13 protein-coding genes are annotated in these 18,711 nt (G+C 67.5%); 4 read left to right on the top strand and 9 right to left on the bottom strand.

What is annotated here, in order from left to right; all coding sequences use genetic code 11:
* From ytpR to thrS, 6 genes are all read right to left on the bottom strand, one after another.
* Positions 1-564: YtpR family tRNA-binding protein (gene ytpR, locus D180_RS00335; protein WP_043090229.1), on the bottom strand; the 564-nt coding region annotated here is incomplete at its 3' end.
* A 131-nt stretch (positions 565-695) separates the two neighbouring features.
* Positions 696-1,691, bottom strand: coding sequence for a phenylalanine--tRNA ligase subunit alpha (gene pheS, locus D180_RS00340; RefSeq protein ID WP_017911218.1), 996 nt, complete (start codon positions 1,689-1,691; stop codon positions 696-698).
* Between the two features lie 204 nt (positions 1,692-1,895).
* Complete coding sequence (gene rplT / locus D180_RS00345; protein ID WP_010342859.1) at positions 1,896-2,255, bottom strand: 50S ribosomal protein L20; 360 nt, start codon at positions 2,253-2,255, stop codon at positions 1,896-1,898.
* A 10-nt stretch (positions 2,256-2,265) separates the two neighbouring features.
* Positions 2,266-2,463 (bottom strand): 50S ribosomal protein L35, encoded by a 198-nt coding sequence (gene rpmI / locus D180_RS00350; RefSeq protein WP_010342861.1) that lies wholly within the window; start codon positions 2,461-2,463, stop codon positions 2,266-2,268.
* Between the two features lie 379 nt (positions 2,464-2,842).
* Positions 2,843-3,367, bottom strand: a complete 525-nt coding sequence (gene infC / locus D180_RS00355; RefSeq protein ID WP_304412340.1) for a translation initiation factor IF-3 — start codon at positions 3,365-3,367, stop codon at positions 2,843-2,845.
* A gap of 63 nt (positions 3,368-3,430) precedes the next feature.
* Positions 3,431-5,335, bottom strand: a complete 1,905-nt coding sequence (gene thrS / locus D180_RS00360; RefSeq protein ID WP_017911219.1) for a threonine--tRNA ligase — start codon at positions 5,333-5,335, stop codon at positions 3,431-3,433.
* Between the two features lie 325 nt (positions 5,336-5,660).
* On the opposite strand from thrS, the gene D180_RS00365 reads away from it, so the two are divergent.
* On the top strand, positions 5,661-6,734 hold the full coding sequence (locus D180_RS00365; RefSeq protein WP_017911220.1) for a LacI family DNA-binding transcriptional regulator: 1,074 nt from the start codon (positions 5,661-5,663) through the stop codon (positions 6,732-6,734).
* 54 nt (positions 6,735-6,788) lie between these two features.
* Here the strand turns inward: D180_RS00365 and D180_RS00370 are convergent, their stop codons facing one another.
* Genes D180_RS00370 through D180_RS00380 form a run of 3 tightly spaced genes read right to left on the bottom strand, consistent with a single transcriptional unit; the run spans position 6,789 to position 12,153 of the window.
* Positions 6,789-8,462, bottom strand: a complete 1,674-nt coding sequence (locus tag D180_RS00370) for an alpha-amylase family glycosyl hydrolase (protein WP_198526485.1) — start codon at positions 8,460-8,462, stop codon at positions 6,789-6,791.
* Positions 8,463-8,470: 8 nt separating this feature from the next.
* Positions 8,471-9,955 carry an MFS transporter gene (locus D180_RS00375; protein WP_017911222.1) on the bottom strand — a complete coding sequence of 495 codons (1,485 nt, stop codon included), beginning with the start codon at positions 9,953-9,955 and terminating at the stop codon, positions 8,471-8,473.
* Complete coding sequence (locus D180_RS00380; RefSeq protein WP_043090230.1) at positions 9,952-12,153, bottom strand: Six-hairpin glycosidase-like protein; 2,202 nt, start codon at positions 12,151-12,153, stop codon at positions 9,952-9,954. The genes D180_RS00375 and D180_RS00380 overlap by 4 nt, the downstream gene beginning before the upstream one ends.
* Positions 12,154-12,393: 240 nt before the next feature.
* Between D180_RS00380 and D180_RS00385 the strand changes: the two genes are divergently transcribed.
* The 3 genes from D180_RS00385 (at position 12,394) to D180_RS23625 (ending at position 18,570) form a co-directional block, all read left to right on the top strand.
* Entirely contained in the window at positions 12,394-14,487 is a 2,094-nt protein-coding gene (locus tag D180_RS00385) for a glycoside hydrolase family 97 protein (RefSeq protein WP_017911224.1), read from the top strand.
* Between the two features lie 490 nt (positions 14,488-14,977).
* Entirely contained in the window at positions 14,978-17,728 is a 2,751-nt protein-coding gene (locus D180_RS00390; RefSeq protein WP_017911225.1) for a TonB-dependent receptor, read from the top strand.
* Positions 17,729-18,261: 533 nt separating this feature from the next.
* Entirely contained in the window at positions 18,262-18,570 is a 309-nt protein-coding gene (locus D180_RS23625) for a hypothetical protein (RefSeq protein ID WP_157835384.1), read from the top strand.
* Positions 18,571-18,711: the final 141 nt, after the last annotated feature.

Genomic DNA, 18,711 nt, shown 5'->3' on the forward strand with positions numbered 1-18,711 from the left:
TGGCAGCACGTCGCTGCCGCAGGCCGCGGCCACGTCGTAGGCGATGCCGCGCACGCCGAAGCAGTCGGCACGGTTGGGCGTGAGCTTGATCTCGATGCTGGCGTCGGGCAGGCCCAGATACTCGATCAGCGCCTGGCCGATCGGCGCATCGTCGGGCAGTTCGAACAGGCCGGACGCATCGCTGTCCAGGCCCAGCTCCTTGGCCGAGCAAAGCATGCCGTTGGACGCGACGCCGCGCAGCTTGGCCGGCTTGATCGCGATGTCGCCGACCTGCGCACCGACCAGCGCCAGCGGCGCGACCAGACCCGCGCGCGCATTGGGCGCGCCGCAAACGATCTGCAGCAATTCGCCCTGCCCGGCATCGACCCGGCACACCTGCAGCCGGTCGGCCTCGGGATGCGGCGCGGCCTCGACGATCCGGGCCACCACCACCTGCTGCAGGCCGTCGCCGAGCGGCACGACCTCCTCGACCTCCAGGCCGATGGCGGTCAGGGTCGCGGTGAGCTGCTCACGCGTGGCCTGGGTCGGAACGTGGCTGCGCAGCCAGTTTTCGCTGAATTTCATGGAAGGGCCGGGAATCGGGAATGGAGAATGGGGAATCGAAGACGCGGTCTACTAGGAACGGAAACGGAGAGGGGAAACGAGCCTTTGCGTTGCTTTGCCCATTCCCGATTCCCGTTTCCCGACTCCCAGCCTCAAGCAAACTGCCGCAGGAACCGCACGTCGTTCTCGAAGAAGGCGCGCAGGTCGTTGACGCCGTAGCGCAGCATCGCGAAGCGCTCCACGCCCATGCCGAAGGCGAAGCCGGTGTAGCGCTCCGGGTCGATGCCGACGTTGCGCAGCACGTTCGGGTGCACCATGCCGCAGCCGAGCACTTCCAGCCAGCGGGTGCTGCCGTCGGGCTGCTGCCAGGCGATGTCGACCTCGGCGCCGGGCTCGACGAAGGGGAAGTAGCTGGGACGGAAGCGCATCTGGAAGTCACGCTCGAAGAACGCGCGCACGAACTCGGCCAGGGTGCCCTTGAGGTCGGCGAAGGTCGCGTGCTCGTCGACCAGCAGGCCTTCGACCTGGTGGAACATCGGCGAATGGGTCTGGTCGCTGTCGCTGCGGTAGACCTTGCCGGCGGCGATCATGCGCAGGGGCGGCGCATGCTCCCCCATGTAGCGCACCTGCACGCCCGAGGTGTGGGTGCGCAGCAGGCGGCCGTCGCCGAAATAGAAGGTGTCGTGCATCGCCCGCGCCGGGTGGTGCGGCGGGAAATTCAACGCCTCGAAGTTGTGCCAGTCGTCCTCGATCTCGGGGCCGTCGGACAGCTCGTAGCCCAGCCGCGCGAAGATCTCGGTGATGCGCTCCAGGGTGCGGGTGACCGGATGCAGCCCGCCGCGTTCGCCGCGCCGCCCCGGCAGGGTCACGTCGATGCGCTCGGCGGCCAGGCGCGCGTCCAGCGCCGCGGTTTCCAGCAGCGTGCGGCGCTCGGCCAGCGCGGCGGACACCGTGTCGCGCGCGCGGTTGATCGCCTCGCCGGCCAGCTTGCGCTGCTCCGGCGCCAGCGCGCCGAGCTGCTTGAGCTGGGCGGTGATGCTGCCGCTCTTGCCGAGCAGCGCGACCCGCAGTTGCTCCAGCGCCTCCGGACTCCGCGCCGTGGCGATGTCCGCCAGCGCCTGTCCGCTCAGGGAATCGATCTCACTCATTGCACTCGCGCCTCACTGCTCCGGCCGAACCTGTGGCCACCGTGTCCCGCCGATGCGGAACCTCCCTACCCGGCAGGCGCCCCGTCGCCGGGGTGCCCAAAAACGCAAAAGGGGAAGGACTTGCGCCCTTCCCCTGCATGCCTGCGATGGCTCCCGCCGAAACCCCGCACGCGGACGCGCGGGTTCCTGCAGGGACTCGCAAACTTATGCCGCCAGCGCGCCCTTCGCCTTCTCCGCCAGGGCGGCAAAGCCCTGCGCGTCGTGCACGGCGATGTCCGCCAGCACCTTGCGGTCGAGGGTGATGCCGGCCTTGAGCAGGCCGTTCATGAAGCGGCTGTAGCTCATGCCGTTGATGCGGGCCGCCGCATTGATGCGGGTGATCCACAGCGAACGGAAATTGCGCTTCTTCTGCTTGCGGCCGATGTAGGCGTACTGCTGCGCCTTGATCACCGCCTGCTTGGCGACGCGGAAGACCTTGCGACGGGCGTTGTAGTAGCCCTTGGCGAGGTTCAGAACTTTCTTGTGACGACGGCGCGCCTGGACGCCACGCTTGACTCGAGCCATGGTTCAGTCCTCAGAGGTAGGGAAGCATACGGTCCAGACGGCCTGCGTCCTCGGCACGGACGTGGTTCGTCTGCCGCAGGTTGCGCTTCCGCTTGGTCGCTTTCTTGGTGAGGATGTGGCTACGGTTGGCGTGGCCGGCCTTGTACTTGCCGGAGGCGGTCTTGCGGAAACGCTTGGCCGCCGCCCGGTTGGTCTTGATCTTGGGCATTGCAATGTCCTTGATGGTGTTTTGTCACTGGTCAGGGCGGTGGCTGCGCCACACTTTCCGTCCGTGCCCTTACCTGCTTGTAAGCCCTTGATCCACTGAGGATCCGGGCGGGTCCTATTGCCGCGCGAGCGGCAAACCCGATGAACTGGGCCGCGCATTATGCCAGGGCTTGGAATGCCTTGCAAATCATGCGGTTCGGGTGGGCGCGCAGTGGCGCGCCGTGAATCGAGAATGGGGAATGGGGAATCGAAAACGGCGCCCACGGGGTCACCACGCAGCCTGCGCTGGGGCAAAAAGCCGGAATGACCATGTCGGTGGGCGCCGTTGGCGCCCAGGCGGTCGCGCGCCCGCACGGGGCGGGGCGCGATCCCGGACTGGGTCAGCGCTTCTTCGGCGCGATCATCATCACCATCTGCCGGCCTTCCAGGCGCGGACGCGATTCGATGACGATGTCTTCGCCCAGATCGGCCTCGATCCGCGCGGCCATTTCGCGACCGAGCTCCTGATGGCTCATCTCGCGACCGCGGAAGCGGATGTTGACCTTGACCTTGTCGCCTTCCTCGATGAAACGGCGCATGTTGCGCAGCTTGATCTGGTAATCGCCTTCGTCGGTGACCGGACGGAACTTGATTTCCTTGATCTCGACCTGCTTGGTCTTCTTCTTGGCTTCGTTGGCCTTTTTCTGCTGCTCGAACTTGAACTTGCCGAAGTCCATGATCTTGCAGACCGGCGGATCGGCCTGCGGCTGGATCTCGACCAGATCGAGTCCATCCTCTTCGGCCAGCGCCAGCGCTTCGTCGCGGGTCAACACGCCGACCATCTCGCCGTCCGCGCCGATCACGCGCACGCGCGGCACGCGGATCTCTTGGTTCTTGCGGTTCTGTTTGTTGTCAGGGGTACTGATGTTGCAATCTCCCAGGGGAATCGGACTGGCGCGGACGGAGGCTCCGTCCGCACCAGGGTGGTGTCACGCCAACTGCTCGGCGCGCAGCCGTTCGGCGAAGGCGGCGACCGACATGGTGCCCAGATCCTCCCCCGATCGCGTACGGACCGCAATCGCGCCGTTTTCCGTCTCGCGGTCGCCCGCGACCAACAGGTACGGCACCCGCTGCAGCGTGTGTTCGCGAATCTTATAACCGATTTTTTCGTTCCGCAAATCGGCCTCGATGCGGAAGCCTTGATTTGCAAGGAGTTTCCGCACGTTGTCTACATAGTCTGCCTGCGCGTCCGTGATGTTCATGACCACGGCCTGCACCGGCGCCAGCCAGGCCGGGAACATGCCGGCGTGATGCTCGATCAGGATGCCGATGAACCGCTCCATCGACCCGACGATGGCCCGGTGCAGCATGACCGGATGCTTCTTCTGGCTGTGCTCGTCCACGTACTCGGCGCCGAGGCGGCCGGGCATCATGAAATCCACCTGCATGGTGCCGAGCTGCCAGGTGCGGCCGATCGCGTCCTTGAGGTGGTACTCGATCTTCGGGCCGTAGAAGGCGCCCTCGCCCGGCAGTTCCTGCCACTCCACCCCGCAGGCGCCGAGCGCGGCGCGCAGCGCGGCCTCGGCCTTGTCCCAGGTGGCGTCGTCGCCGAGGCGCTTTTCCGGGCGCAAGGCGATCTTGATCTGGATGTCGTCGAAACCGAAGTCGCCGTACACCTTCAGCGCCTGCTGGTGGAAGGCGGTGACCTCGGCCTCGATCTGCTGCTCGGTGCAGAAGATGTGGCCGTCGTCCTGGGTGAAACCGCGCACGCGCAGGATGCCGTGCAGCGCGCCGGACGGCTCGTTGCGGTGGCAGGCGCCGAACTCGCCGTAGCGGATCGGCAGGTCGCGGTAGCTGTGCAGGCCCTGGTTGAACACCTGCACGTGGCCGGGGCAGTTCATCGGCTTGACCGCGTAGGTGCGCTTCTCCGACTCGGTGAAGAACATGTTGTCCTGGTAGTTGTCCCAGTGGCCGGACTTCTGCCACAGCGACACGTCCAGGATTTGCGGGCAGCGCACCTCGCCGTAGCCGCTGTCGCGGTAGACCTTGCGCATGTACTGCTCGACCACCTGCCAGATCGACCAGCCCTTGGGGTGCCAGAACACCAGGCCCGGGCCCTCTTCCTGCAGGTGGAACAGGTCCTGCTGCTTGCCGATCTTGCGGTGGTCGCGCTTGTCGGCCTCCTCCATGCGCAGGATGTAGGCCTCGAGCTGCTTCTTGTCGGCCCAGGCGGTGCCGTAGATGCGCTGCAGCTGCTCGTTCTTGGCGTCGCCGCGCCAGTAGGCGCCGGAGATGCGGGTCAGCTTGAAGGCCTTGAGAAAACGCGTGTTCGGCACGTGCGGGCCGCGGCACATGTCCACGTATTCCTGGTGGTAGTACAGGCCCATCGCGGTGACGTCGTCGGGCATGTCCTCGATCAGGCGCAGCTTGTAGTCCTCGCCGCGCTGCTTGAACAGCTCGATGACCTCGGCGCGCGGGGTGACCTTCTTGATCACGTCGTAGTCCTGCGCGATCAGCTCCTGCATGCGCTTCTCGATCGCCGCCATGTCCTCGGGGGTGAACGGGCGCTCGCTGTAGATGTCGTAGTAGAAGCCTTCGGCGATGACCGGGCCGATCACCATCTTGACCTCGGGATACAGCTGTTTGACCGCGTGACCGACCAGGTGCGCGCAGGAGTGGCGGATGATCTCCACGCCTTCGGCGTCCTTCGCGGTGATCAGGCGCAGGCTGGCGTCGTGGTCGATGAGGTCGCAGGCGTCGACCAGGCGGCCGTCGACCTGGCCGGCGATGGTCGCCTTGGCCAGGCCGGGGCCGATGGACTGGGCCACGTCCATGGGGCTGACGGGGTGTTCGAATTCGCGGCGGCTGCCGTCGGGGAGCGTGATCGTGATCATGGGAGTCGGCGGAAAGGGAAACGGGGGGATGACGTCCGCGCCACCTCGGCGGCAGGCCAGCCTGGGCGCGGGACAGAAAGAAGGCGCCACAAGGGCGCCTGCTCGGACAGCCTTGGGCGGGAACTCAAGCGAGGGCGGTGGTAGTGCTCATGTCGCACGCTCGGCCGGCGTCGCCGCGGGCCACCCATGTCCGGATCAGGTCGATAGACAAGAATGGTAAACCAGCTTTTACCAAAATGGTAATTGCGGCCGTTTACCAAAACGGTCATTCCTGGTGCGCGCCCGAGGTCTTCGCTGCGCCGCAGCAAGAGCTACAGCGGGCGCCATGGCATGCTTCGCCGACGTTTTCTCCGCACCCGGACGCGCCGTCATCAAAGGCAAGGCCACATCGCTGGACATCGCCTATCTGGCAGGCGTGTCGCAACCCACGGTCTCGCGCGCGCTGCGCGGCAGTCCGGCGGTCAACGAGCAGACCCGGCGCAAGATCCTGGCGATCGCGCGCGAGCTGAACTACAAGGTCGACAAGCACGCCTCCAGCCTGCGCCTGCGCAATGCCGGCACCCTGGCGCTGCTGTTCTTCGAAGACCCGACCACCGACGACTCGCTGATCAACCCGTTCTTCCACTCGATGCTGGGCTCTATCACCCGCGCTTGCGCCCGCCATGGCTACGACCTGCTGGTGTCGTTCCAGCAGTTGTCGGACAACTGGCGCGCCGACTACGGCGACAGCCAGAAGGCGGACGGACTGATCCTGCTCGGCTATGGCGACTACCTGCAGGCGCAGCAACGGCTGCAGCACCTGGTCGACCAGGGCACGCACTTCGTGCGCTGGGGCGCGGTGCTGCCCGGGCAGCCGGGGGTGTCGATCGGCAGCGACAACTTCCAGGGCGGGCACGACATCACCGCGCACCTGCTGGCGCAGGGCCGCCGCCGCATCGCCTTCCTCGGCGACGCCTCCAACCATTACCCCGAATTCCTGGAACGCTACCGCGGCCACCTGCATGCACTGCGCGCGGCCGGCGCCGAGGCCACGCCGGCGCTGCAGGTCGATGCGATCACCACCGAGCAATCCGGCTACGAGGCCGCCCTGGCCCTGCTCGGCCGCGGCGAACGCTTCGATGCGCTGTTCGCCGCCAGCGACCTGATCGCCATCGGCGCGTTGAAGGCCTTGCGCGAGCACGGCCTGCGCGTGCCCGAGGACGTGGCCCTGGCCGGCTTCGACGATATCCCGGTGGCGGCCAGCGTCGATCCGGCGCTGTCGACGGTGCAGCAAGACACCAAGCTGGCCGGCGCGGTGCTGGTGGACACCCTGCTGGCGCAGATCGCCGGACAGCCGGTGAGCAGCCGCACCCTACCGGTGACGCTGGCGCTGCGCGGCTCCTCGCTGCTGCGCAACTGAGCCCTGCTCGGGCGCCGACGGCCGGCGCGCTGACGCCGACCGGCAGCACCGCGTTTACGGCGTCGGCGCGACGCCGTCCTTGGCCGCCATCAGCCAGCGCAGCCGCGCGCGCAGGTCCGGGCGCACGATCGGCGCATCGGACAGGAACACGCGCACGCCATGTGCCGGCACCTCGGCGCGCAGCGCATCGGTCACCTCGGTGGCGCTGCCGTCGAAGCCGTCGTGCCAGGTGCCGGGCTGCAGATAGCGGCGCACTTCCAGCGTGCGCGGCGCGTCGCTCTTGTTCAGCAGCACCAGCGCGGTCTGAGTGCTGCCCGCATGCTGGAACACCCGGTAGAACACCGCCTCGTCGCCGGACAGCTGCAGATTGAGCTGCAGGCCGCGCTGCAGCGCCGGGCTGCGCCGGCGCAGCGTGGCGATGCGCCGCAGCGGCGCGAAGATCGGGCTGCTCGGCGCCGCGTTCACCCGCTCCTGGCCGAAGTAGTTGCGGTTGCCGGCATGCTCGGCGCGCCCGCGCATGAAGCCGGTCTCCGAGCCGTAGTAGATCACCGGGATGCCGCGCGCGGTGAACAGCCAGTTGTGCGCATCGATGAAACCGGCGTCGCTGGCGTCCAGCCGCGCCATGTCGTGGTTGTCGTAGAAGGTCATCAGCTCGTACGGATTGGCGTACGGGCCGCGTTCCAGGTACAGCGCCGGCTGCAGCGTTTCGTAGCCGCGCTGGGCGTGGCCGAAGGTCGCCGCCAGCGCCTGCTTGAGCGGGAAATCCAGCACGCTGACGCCGGCGTTGTTGGCCCAGGTGTGGCCGGCGATCTTGTGCGCGTTGTAGTCGAAGTCCTCGCCGAACATGAACATGCCCGGGCGCTGCGCGCGGATGCGGCGCACGAACTCGTGCCAGAAGCTGTCCGGCATCCAACCGATGGTGTCGATCCGGAACGCATCGGCGCCCTGCCCCAGCCACTGCGAATAGGCGCCGACCAGATACTCCATCACCGCCGGGTTGCGCTCGTTGAAATCGGACAGCTGCGCCAGGTTGCCGCCGGTGTTGTAGAACGCGTGCAGCGGGTTGTGCGCCGGGTCCAGCTTGGACGGCGGCAGGTTCTGGTGATCGGCGATGAGCTTGCCGTCGCGGTCGAAGACCTGGCCGAACATCGGCTGCCGCTTGGGCATGGTCCAGGCGGGCGAGCCGTGATTGCCGACGATGTCCAGCACCACCTTCAACTGCTGCGCGTGCATCGCCTGGGTGAAGCCGGCGAAATCCAGGCCCGGACTCGGCAGATGCTCGTCGAGCTTGTAGAAATTCACGCCCCAGTAGCCGTGGTAACCGGTCTTGCCACGGTCGCTCAGCGAGCTGCCCCAGGTGATCGGCTTGCCGCCGGTGAAGGCCTCGTCCGGGTTGTCGACGATCGGCGTGATCCACACCGCGCCGAAGCCCAGGTCGCGGATGTAGCCGGCGTTGTCGACCACGCCCTTGAAGTCGCCGCCGAGGTAGCCGATGTTGTCGCTCTCGCCCGGCGGCGCCGGGATCGGGATATCGAAGGTGCGATGCGCACCGCCCTGGTTGCGGTGATCGTTGCCGGGATCGCCGTTGACGAAGCGATCGGTGACCACGAAGTACACCGCGTCACTGGCGAACGGCTCCAGCGTGCCGTAGAACTCCTCCTGCGCAGGCGCCTGGGCCTGCGCCGACGCGGCGCAGGCACCCAGCAGGGCCAGCGCCAACAACGACATCCGATCGATCATGCGTTCGCTCCCGAATCCGACGGCACCCACAGCACGCACAGCGCCGCCACCAGCAGGCTGCCGCCGCCGATCGCCAGCGCGTACAGCGGCCGGCCGCCGAGCCAGTGCGTGAGCACGAAGCCCAGCACGCTGACCGCGACCAACTGCGGGATCACGATGAAGAAATTGAAGATGCCCATGTACACGCCCATCTTCGCCGCCGGCACGCTGTCCGACAGCAAGGCGTAGGGCAACGACAGGATCGAGGCCCAGGCGAAGCCCACGCCGACCATCGACAGCAACAGCCACTGCGGATCGCGGATCCACAGGAACGACAGCAGGCCGGCCGCGCCCAGGCACAGATTCAGCAGATGACTCACGCGCAGCCCGCAGGCGCGCACCAGCAGCGGAATGGCGATCGCGGCCAGTGCGGCGAAGCCGTTGTAGGCGGCGAACAGCACACCGACCCAGTTGGCGCCCTCGTTGTAGGCGGCCGAGGTGACGTCCTGGGTGCCGTAGTGGGTCTGGGTGACCGCGGCGGTGGTGTTGATCCACATCGCGAACAACGCGAACCAGGAGAAGAACTGCACCCCGGCCAGGCGCCGCATCGCCCGCGGCATGGTCTGCAGATCGCAGACGATCGCCGCCAGCATGTGTCCGCGACGCAGGCGCGGTGCCACGCCCTGCAGCACGCCGTAAGCGATGCACAGGCCGGCCAGCACGTACAGCATGCGGTCGCCGCGGCACCAGGCGATGGCGGCCGCGCCGGCAATACCCACCGCGCACCACAGCGCAGCGGCGCCATCGACACGGCGCGGTTGCGCCGCCGCGGCGGCCGCGGTGGCGACGTCGCTGCCGTGCAGATCTTCGGGCGGATACTCGCGGGTGCGCAGCACGGTCCAGCCGATGGACAGGAACAGCACCGCGCCGCCGACATAGAACGCGTAGCGCACCGTCGCCGGCACCTCCCCGGGGCCGGCGGTGTTGCTGACGCCCCAGTGCGCCAGCAGCCACGGCAGCATGCTCGCCACCACCGCGCCGACACCGATGAAGAAGCTCTGCATCGCATAGCCCGTGGCGCGCTGGCGCGTCGGCAACTGATCGCCGACGAAGGCGCGGAATGGCTCCATCGAGATGTTGATCGAGGCGTCCAGCACCCACAGCGTGCCGGCAGCTACCCACAGCGTCGGCGAGTTCGGCATCACCAGCAGGGCCAACGTGGTGAACAACGCGCCGACCATGAAGTACGGGCGACGCCGGCCGAAACGGTTCCAGGTGCGGTCGGACAGGTAACCGACGATCGGCTGCACGATCAGGCCGGTCAGCGGTGCGGCGATCCACAGTCCCGGCACCTGCTCCATGTCCGCGCCCAGGGTCTGGAAGATGCGGCTGGCGTTGGCGTTCTGCAGCGCGAAACCGAACTGGATACCGAGAAAGCCGAAGCACATGTTCCAGATCTGCCAGAACGACAGCGCCGGCTTGGCACGTGGCAAGGCGCTCATGGACGTTCCTCGATCGGGCCGGCCGGCGCGATCAGCAGCGCGGCGACATCGGCGGTATTGACCACGCCATCGGCGCCGCCCTGGCCTCCGGTGTAGCGTGCGAAGTGCTGCAGCGCGCTCATGTTCGCCGCCGGCAGCAATCGCGCGACGCAACGCTGCCCGGCCTGCAGCGCGAACATCGCTGCCGTTGAGGTCTGCTCGCCGACGCTGTGCGGCATCACCAGCGGCTGCGACTGCGGCGACGCTGCGCCGCACTGCACCTGCAGGCGTTTGACCGCGGCGGTGACGCCGGTGTTGATCGGCCCATGCGCGTTGACGTAACGCAGGCTCAGCCGATACACGCCATCGTGCGGCGCCGTCCACGTCCAGTCGTCGGCGCCCTCCACGCGGGCGACGTCGCCGACGCAGACGGTGGGGCTATGCAGCGACTCCCAACGCGCACCCTTCCGGGTGAGACTCAGGCATTGCACGCGCTCGGCCAGCGGCAGCAGCGCGCCGTCGGCGCTGCCCTCGCGTGCCTGCCCATCGACGTACAACACCGTGTCCGCAGCCGCCTGCACCCGCCAGCCCCCGGTCTCGCGTCGCACCTGCGATGCCGGCGGTGCCAGCGGTGCGAAGGCGTCTTCTGCCGTCAGCATCTGCAAGGGCGCACTTCCGCTGTGGCGTGCCACCAAGTCGATGGTGATGACGCCGTTCTGGCTGTGGGTCTTGCCGGCGACCAGCAGGTCGCCCTGCAGCTGCATCGGCCGGCGCAGCACGATCCGGCGGTCCTTCAGCTGCAACGCGATCTCCTGGCGCTCGCCGAACAGCATGGGCACCAGGCTGGTCGGCAACTTGGGCAGCACGCGGCCATCGTCCTCCACGCCGAACACGCCCTCGACCACCATCGCCAGGTAGCCGGCCACCGACCACAGCTGCCGCGGCGAATTGACCACCGGGCCGCTGAGCGGACCGTCGTCGACATGCACGGCCTGGCTCAGAAACTCGTAGTTCTCCATGTTCGAGCCGGCCAGCGCGGCGCCGCGCAGCAGCGAGCGCACTTCCAGGTCAATGCGCGCACTGTCGTCGGTCTGCCGCGCCGCGCGCAGCGCATAGGCGCTGACGAACGGCCAGATCGCCCGGTTATGGTAGATCGGCACGTCGTGCTGCTGCGGCCACACCACCGGGCTGCCCGCCTCCACCGCCGGATAGCGGGCCAGCGCCTGGCGCGCGCGCGCGGCCGGCAGTACGTCGGCCAGCACTGCCAGCGACAGGCCCAGCAGATCGTAGCGTTCGTAGCGCACCGGGTGCTCGGCGGTGCCGATGTAGCCGACGTAGGTACCGCGGTCCTCGCGCCAGAAACGCTGCGCGATCGCCTGGCGCAGCGCGTCGGCCCAGTCGGCATAGCGCGCGGCCGCCTGCGTGTCGCCCTGCTCCCGGGCCAGGCGCTCGCCCAGGCGCAGCGTCTGGTAATGCAGCACGTTGGTGGACAGCGCGAAGGAACTGGCGATGAAGCCGACATCCTCGCGGGTCCAGGCCGGATAGGTCTGCTCGCGCCAGTCCAGGAACGAGGTCTCGCCGCGGTACAGGCCGATGCGCGGGTCGAACGCGAACGCGCGATCCTGCGCCAGCGTGGCAGTGAGTGCAGCGCGGGTGTCGGCGGCGAAGGCCGGATCGTCCAGCAGGTGGCGCGCGGCCAGGAACCACACCACGCGGTCGCTGCTCACCGGCCAACTGCCGCCGGAGCCGGTGTCCTGCGCCACGAACAGCCCCGGCAGCGCGTCGGTGCCGCGCATCGGCGACAGCTTGAAGCGCAGCGAGCGGCGCGTGCGCTCGGGATCCAGCCGCGCCAGGGCCAGGTCCGCGGCATAGCTGACGTCGCGGGTCCACACGTAGGGCCAGCGCTCGCCGGTCTGGTAGCAATCGCATGGCAACGGCTTGCCGTGATCGAACGCCGGATCGCGGATCGCCTGGACCTGGTCGTCGCGCAGTTCCTGTTGCGCCAGCGCGAACAGCGCGTCGAACAACGGGCTATCGGTTTCGCTGCGCAACGGCTGCGCCGACACCGTGCGCGTGCCTTGGGCCGCGTGCAGCACGAAACCGCCGTCGGCGGTGGCCTCGGCCTGCGCGGTCTGGCCACGCCACTGCAATGACGCCTGTCCAGCAGACGCCGACGCCGCAGCACCCAAGGTGGCGGCCAAGCAAATCATCTTCAGCATCGAAGCGGCAGACCGGCTCGCACCGATCGACCTCCCTCCCTCTTTGCCTGCATGGTGGAAGCGCAGGCCGGCATGCCGGCACTGCGGTCGCCGCCTCCGCATCGCGGGGCGCTGCGGACATGGTAGACGGGCGGCACCGCGGCGCGTGCAGTTGCATACGTATTCATCGTACGGGCCTCCGGCGGCCAGGAACCGCCTCGCTATAGTCGTTGCGATGCCACGGTCGCCCTGGGAGGGGAGATGCCGCTGTTTGAGGTCCTGTCGCGCCTGCGTCTGCCGTCGTTGCTGGCGAGCGTGTTGTGGTGCGTTGCGCCATGCCTGTACGCCGCGCCGCAGACGGTGGCCAGCGTGGACTCGCCGGGCAAGATCCTGCGCGTCTCCCTGCAGTTGGACGACGGCCGTCCCAGCTATCGCGTGCAGCGCCTGGGCGAGCCGGTGATCGGCGAATCGCGGCTGGGCTTTCAGTTGCGCGACGGCGCGCTGGATCGCGACCTGGCGGTGCTGGACCAGCACAGCCGCAGCGTCGACGAGACCTGGGAACAGCCGTGGGGCGAGCGCCGCTACGTGCGCAACCACTACAACGAGCTGCGCGTGGAGCTGGGCGAGCGCGGCGGCCGCCAGCGTCGCTTCGCGGTGGTGTTCCGGGTCTACGATGATGGGCTCGGCTTCCGCTACAACTTTCCGCAGCAGCCCGGCATGCAGGAAGCGATCATCGACGAGGAACTCACCGAGTTCGACATCGTCCCCGACGCGACCGCCTGGTGGATTCCCGCCGGCGCGCCCATCCACTACGAATACCTGTACCGACGCACGCCGCTGCGCGAGGTGCCGCTGGCGCACACGCCGTTCACCCTGCGCAGCCAGGACGGCCTGCACCTGGCCATCCACGAGGCGGCCCTGGTCGACTACGCAGGGATGTGGCTGCGCCGCGGCGAAGGCCAGCGCCTGCATGCGCAACTGTCGCCGTCGGCGGAAGGCTGGAAGGTGCGCCGGTCCCTGCCCTTCGACACGCCGTGGCGCACGCTGCAGATCAGCGACACCGCTGGTGGCCTGGTCGATTCCAACCTGATCCTCAATCTCAACGAACCCAACGCGCTGGGCGACGTGAGCTGGGTGCACCCGGCCAAGTACATCGGCGTGTGGTGGTCGATGCACCTGAACCAGGACACCTGGGCGCGCGGCCCAAGGCATGCCGCCACCACCGCCAACACCCGCCGCTACATCGACTTCGCCGCAGCGCACGGCTTTCGTGGCGTGCTGGTCGAAGGCTGGAACCCCGGCTGGGACGGCAACTGGGTCGGCCACGGCGACGACTTCGACTTCACCCGTGCCACCGCGGACTTCGACATCGATGCGCTCAGCGCCTACGCGGCGAAGAAGGGCGTGCACCTGATCGGTCACCACGAGACCGGCTGTGCGGTAGAGCACTATGAAGATCAGCTCGATGCGGCGCTGGACCTGTACGCGCGGCTGGGCGTGGACACCTTCAAGACCGGCTACGTCTGCGACGACGGCCAGGTGGACCGGCGCAATCCCGCCGGCGGCCCGCTGTGGCGCGAATGGCACGATGGCCAGTTCATGGCCCGCCACCATCTCAAGGTGGTGCAGGAGGCGGCCATGCGCCACCTCTCGGTCAATGCCCACGAACCGATCAAGGACACCGGCCTGCGCCGCACCTACCCGAACTGGCTCTCGCGCGAAGGCGCGCGCGGCATGGAGTACAACGCCTGGGGCGAGCCGCCGAATCCGCCGGAGCACGAAGTGAACCTGGTGTTCACCCGGATGCTGGCCGGACCGATGGACTACACCCCCGGCATTCTCAGCCTGAAGGGCCGCGGTGGACGCGCGATTCCGAGCACGCTGGCGCGGCAACTGGCGCTGTACGTGACCCTGTACAGCCCGATCCAGATGGCGGCCGACCTGCCCGAGCACTACCTGCAGCACCGCGACGCGTTCCGCTTCATCGAGGACGTGGCGGTGGACTGGGACGACAGCCGCGTGCTCGACGGCGAGATCGGCGATTACGTGACCATCGTGCGCAAGGACCGCCACAGCCGCGACTGGTTTCTCGGCAGCATCACCGACGAGCACGGCCGCGTGCTGCCGATCGCGCTGAGCTTCCTCGAACCCGGCGTACGCTATCGCGCCGAGATCTACCGCGACGGCGACGCCGCCGATTACCAGCACAATCCGTTCGACTTCGTGCGCGAGCAGCGCATGGTCACCAGCCGCGATCAGTTGCAGGTGAAGCTGGCGCCCGGCGGCGGCCAGGCGATCCGTTTCGTCCCGCTGGACCCGGCGCCGGCCTCCGCTGGCACGGCGGCATCGCGCTGACGCACCACCATGCGGCACGCGGCACCGCCGGCAGCACAGCGGCGGAGGCATGCACTCGCCATGCCGGATCACGGCGCTCGCCTCTGCGGCGCCGCGCCATCGTGCGCGGCAGGTCAGCGGCGCGCCGCGGCGCGTCCGCCAAACCATGTCGCGCCATCTGCAAGCTCGCCCGTGGTCCGCATGCCGGCGGACTCCCTGGCATCACTCTCAGTGCAGCACCCGAATGTGCATGCAGCACGACGTCAGTTGCATGAAGCACGCGCATGCTCGCCGCGGCACCGGCGTAGCGGCGCGCGTACGACATTGCGATCCTGAAAGCGCTTCCAATGCGATGCAGGCCAGTGAATACGTATGCAGCGGACGTTCGCGACGAAGCCGCGTGTCTACCATACAGCGCAATCGCGACACCGCCCTGCGGCTGCGCGACACGCACATCCGGCCGCCTCGCCGGTTCAGACATTCGCAAGACAACATTGCCTGGGAGGGGAAAATGTTGAACCACAAGCGCAACGCGCTGACGCTGGCGCTGGCCGTCGCGATGACGCCGATGCTGGCTGCGGCACAGTCCGATACCACCGCCACCACGTCCAAGGATCCGGTCACCGAACTGGACAAGGTCCAGGTGACCGGCATCCGCCGCGGCATCGAGAACGCCATCGCGATCAAGCAGGACTCGACGTCCATCGTCGAAGCGATCTCGGCCGAGGACATCGGCAAGCTGCCGGACGTGAGCATCGCCGAATCGCTCGGGCGCCTACCCGGCCTGGCCGCGCAGCGCGTCGCCGGCCGCGCCCAGGTGATCAGCGTGCGCGGCCTGTCGCCCGACTTCGCCACCACCCTGCTCAACGGCCGCGAAGTGGTCAGCACCGGCGACAACCGCAGCGTCGAGTTCGACCAGTATCCCTCGGAACTGGTCAACGGCGTGACCGTGTACAAGACGCCCGACGCCGGCCTGGTCGGCCAGGGCCTGTCCGGCACCATCGACATGCAGACCGTGCGTCCGCTGAGCTTTCCGGACCGGGTGATCGCCGTCAGCGGCCGCCTGCAGAAGAGTTCGCTCGGCAAGGCCGCCAACGTCGACGCCTTCGGCAACCGCTTCAGCGCCAGCTACATCGACCAGTTCCTGGACAACACCCTGGGCTTCTCGATCGGCTATGCACACAGCGACATGCCCATCCAGGAAAACCAGGTCGGCCTGTACGAGCCGTGGACCACGCAGAACACCGACAGCGGCAGCCGTCCCGGCGTGGCGCCTGGCACCTACTTCTCCGACGGCATCAAGGCGCTGCGCCGCACCGGCAACAACAAGCGCGACGGCGTGATGGCGACCGTGCAGTTCCGTCCGTCCAGCAGTTGGACCAGCACCTTCGACGCATTCCATACCGAAGCCGAGCAGATCGACACCGCCAATCAGTTCGAGGTCAATCTCAGCAACTACAACGGCGGCTACACGCCCGGCCTGCTGATCACCAATCCGCAGGTCGACGCCAGCGGCAGCTTCACCGGCGGCACCGCCAGCGGCGTGTATCCGCTGGTGCGCGGCATGTACAACAAGCGCAAGGACAAGATCGACGCATTCGGCTGGAACAACGAGTTCAACCTCGGCAGCGTGCGCCTGATGGCCGATCTGAACTACTCCAAGGCCACCCGCAAGGAGCTGAACCTGGAGAACAACCTGCAGCTGGTGCCGATGCCGCAGCTGGACACGGTCGGTCTCGTGGTCAAGCCGAATGGCTTCTCGCAGATCACCCCCGGCCGCGACTACTCCGACCCGAACAACCTGTTCCTGACCAACACCATCTACGGCTCCGGCTACGGCAAGGTGCCGGAGGTCGAGGACCGGCTGAAGGGTGGCCGCCTGGCGGCGACCCTGCCGGCGCCGCAGGCGCTGACCTGGTTCTCGGACATCGACGTGGGCGTGAACTACGCCGACCGCCGCAAGCAGAAGACCCAGGCCGAAGGCAACATCCTGCTCGGCGCGCAAGGCGACACCAGCATCGCCAGCGACCTGCAGTACGACCCGGTCAACCTCGGCTTCGCCGGCATCGGCACCATCCCGGCCTGGAACGTGCCGGCGGCGGTCTCGCGCTACATGACCTTCAACCCGGTCACCAATCTGGACTACCTGATTCCGAAGTCCTGGACGGTGCAGGAGAAGATCACCACGGCCTGGCTCCGCGCCAACATCAACACCGACATCGGCGAGGTCGGCGTGCGCGGCAACATCGGCGTGCAGTTGCAGCACGCCGACCAGAGCTCGCAGTCCAGCTACTTCGACCAGTCCCGTCCGGCCGGCCAGAACGTGCTGCCGATCGACGCCGGCAAGACCTACAACGATTGGCTGCCGAGCCTCAACCTGGCCTTCCTGTTCCCGCACCAGCAGACCCTGCGCTTCGCCGCGGCCAAGCAGGTGGCGCGGCCGCGCGTGGACCAGATGCGCGCCGGCCTGGACTTCGGCGTGGACACCTCCACCGGCAAGCCCGGCGGCAGCGGCGGCAATCCCCTGCTCGACCCGTGGCGCGCCAACGCGCTGGACCTGTCGTACGAGAAGTACTTCGGCGAGAAGGCCTACGTGGCCGCCGCGGTGTTCTACAAGGACCTGAAGAGCTACATCTATACGCAATCGCGCGACGATTACGACTTCTCCGCCCTGCTCGCCAGCTACGTGCGGCCGCCCAACATGACCGTGCCGGTGCAGACCACCGGCACCTTCTCCTCGCCGCAGAACGGCAAGGGCGGCACCCTGCGCGGGCTCGAGCTGACCGCCTCGCTGCCGTTGGACATGTTCACCGACAGCCTGCGCGGCTTCGGCATCCAGGCCAGTGCCACGTTCAACGACAGCGACATCAAGATCGTCGATCCCGAAAGCGCCTCCAGCGTGGGCTCGGCGCCGATCGACCTGCCCGGCCTGTCCAAGCGCGTGTACAACTTCACCGCCTACTACGAGCGCAACGGCTTCGAGGCGCGCGTCAGCCAGCGGCGGCGCTCGGACTTCATCGGCGAGATCGGCAACTTCAACGGCAACCGCACGCTGCGCTACGTGGTCGGCGAGAACGTCACCGACGCGCAGGTCAGCTATACCTTCGCCGACGGCAGCAGCCTGGCCGGGCTGAGCCTGCTGCTGCAGGCGAGCAACCTGACCAACTCGCCCTACCGCACCTACGCCGGCACCAAGGATCGCCCGCTGGAGTACGTCGAATGGGGACGCACCTACATGCTGGGCGTGAACTACAAGTTCTGAGTCCCGCGTAGAGGCTGCAGACGACGCCCGCCGGCGCACCCGGCGGGCGTTTTCGTTGGGGCGGTTGCCGCGGACGGTTGCGTCAAAATTTGGGGTGACCGGAGAGAACACGATGAAATCGGGATCGCGCAGCGGCGGCGATCTGGTCTGCTGATTGGATCAAGACGGGAATCAAGACGAGAGAATTTGTGGGCGCACATCAACCTCTTGGCGTGCAAGAAGATCTACAGAAGCGATCGTGCGGGAACTGATAGAGATCTAGCCGCGTCTGCGAAGTTCCCAACAAAAAGCCGCAAGAGCGCGGCACGGCCCTTGTCGCCGGAAGAGCCGTAACTTATGAGTGCATGGCCCAAGCCCTCTGCGTGCCAGAAAGCGCCATGCCCGGACATTCATTGCTGAACTCCGAACTGGTCGGCCCGACCGCACCACGGAGGATGCATCCGCGCCGAATCGATACTGCGGCAGCTGATCCACGCCAGCACCGTCATCGCCAACGACGGGTCTCAGCCAGGAGGCCGCGAGATCGAGACCAGGTGGCGTCGCTGGAAAAGCGGCGTTTCAGATCACAAAGGCTGGCGTGCAGACATGGTGACATTGCCGCGATGGACACCAGCGCAGCGATGACGGCGGATTCGTGGCCGCGTCGCCTAGCCGGCATCGGCATCGGCATCGGCATCGGCGCACCAATCTGTTGTGTGGGCCAGCAAGGCAAGTCTCCGAGCTGGCCTTGGTTCCAGGACGGCGTGATTGTCGGCGACGACGCGTGCCCTGATTACCGGGCACGCCAAACCGCGAAGACGGCGTGGCGTGGTCACCGCAACATGCTTACTACGGACACTTAACTTGAACTTCCAGAGCGATCCTTGTCGTCCAACAAACGCCCACGTCCGTCGTATGCATGAGGCCTTATCCGACGCGATGCACGCCGGACTGTCTTCCAAAACAACAGCTCGGCAGTGCCGTAGCCACACAGCAGGATGCGA

Origin of the sequence: Xanthomonas sp. SHU 166, from assembly GCF_000364685.1 — a bacterium.
GTDB classification, from domain to species: domain Bacteria; phylum Pseudomonadota; class Gammaproteobacteria; order Xanthomonadales; family Xanthomonadaceae; genus Xanthomonas_A; species Xanthomonas_A sontii.